Here is a 1439-nt window from a genome sequence, read left to right on the forward strand (position 1 = left end):
TGACTTTCCAAGCGGCACAGGCACGATGAGAACCCGCCCGGGCGACAGGACCGGGCGGAGGCGGTCACGCGCGGCCGGACTCCGGCCCTTCGGCCGTGTCCGGCCGCGCGGTGTCTCCTCGTATCACCGCGTACCGCACCGCGTCCCGCCACTGCCCGTCGCGGAACCCCACGGCGCGCATCACGCCTTCGCGGGTGAACCCGGCCTTCTCCAGGGATCGTTGCTCGGCGACGTTGCCAGTCTCGGTGTCCGCTTCGAGCCGTACGACGGGAGAGTGCGCGAATAGGTAGTCGACCAGGAGGCGCTGCGCGGCGGTGCCGATGCCCCGGCCGCGCGACGGCCGCAGTTGCGCGCCGACGTTCCAGTACGGGGTGCGCCCCGCGCTGGTCCGGCGCCAGGCGACGACGCCGAGCGCGCCGCCGCTGAACATGCCGGCACCTCAGAAGATCTGAATAGATGTGATGTTCGGTGGCCGGTTGGGGTAGGTCACGATGTTCCAGCGACTGATCCTGATGGGAGTGCCGTTGGCGTCGTTCATCTGGATGTCGTTGTTCCCAGTGGAGATCTTGTCCACCCAGGCGCCAGCTCCGAGTCCCATGGTTCCCGCGTTGGCGGCGCAGAATTCGAAGGGCCCTGAAGGGCCGACAATGAGCGGACGACTGTAATGGCCCCATATGTGCAACAAGTCGCCAGTAGTGCAAGGTGTCTGATTCATGGCGAGCGCGGTATTCGCCGGAGTTGCAAGGTTGAGGCCTGCGGTCAGTAACGCTACAGCGAACAGGCGCTGGGCGGTTTTCCTGATGGTGGGCACGATGTGATATCTCCTTGAGGGTTGGGGCCACACTGCGTGAGCCAGGGTTGCTTCCGAACGATGAGGCAACTGCCCGGTCGGGCCTGACAGTCGGCCCTTCTGCGTTTCAATCCTGGCGCAGCGCTGTGTCGGCCAGGAACGACGCGCGGGGTTTGTTGTCTTCCCGTTACACGGACCCTGTGCCGCTCGAAAAGTCATCGTCGCCGGTCAAGCGATATAGCGGTACTCGCTGGTCACGCCGCCGAGGATCCTGGTCCGCAGCACTCGGCGGGCGTTGAGGTCGTGCACTGTGGCGTCGGGCCGTTCCTTGGCATCAGGCGGTAGTTGCTGTCGGGCCTGGTGAGGTCGGTGGGTGTTGTAGTGCCGCTGGTAGGCGGCCAGGACCTGGCGGGTGTGGGCCTCGTTCACGATCAGGACGTGGTCGAGCATCTCGCGCCGGATGCTGCCAATGATCCTCTCGCAGTGGGCGTTCATCCGAGGAACCCGCGGGGCACTCAAGATCACCTCCAGCTCCTCGGCCTCGAAGACCGTGTCGAACGCCGCACCGTACTTGCCGTCGCGGTCACGCAGCAGGAACCGCAGAGGCTCCATGCGCATACCCAGGTAGGCGGCGAGGTTGCGCGCCTGC

The 1439-nt window shown here is 65.9% G+C and carries 3 protein-coding genes; all 3 read right to left on the minus strand.

What is annotated here, in order from left to right; translation table 11 throughout:
- Positions 1 to 64: 64 nt before the first annotated feature.
- On the minus strand, positions 65 to 430 hold the full coding sequence (locus AOK11_RS38045; protein WP_055598170.1) for a GNAT family N-acetyltransferase: 366 nt from the start codon (positions 428 to 430) through the stop codon (positions 65 to 67).
- Between the two features lie 9 nt (positions 431 to 439).
- Positions 440 to 811 (minus strand): beta/gamma crystallin domain-containing protein, encoded by a 372-nt coding sequence (locus AOK11_RS42550; protein WP_063793582.1) that lies wholly within the window; start codon positions 809 to 811, stop codon positions 440 to 442.
- A 207-nt stretch (positions 812 to 1018) separates the two neighbouring features.
- On the minus strand, positions 1019 to 1439 hold a 421-nt coding region (locus AOK11_RS38050; RefSeq protein WP_079035336.1), incomplete at its 5' end, for an integrase core domain-containing protein.

It is taken from the genome of Streptomyces hirsutus (assembly GCF_001418415.1).
Taxonomy (GTDB): Bacteria; Actinomycetota; Actinomycetes; order Streptomycetales; family Streptomycetaceae; genus Streptomyces; species Streptomyces hirsutus.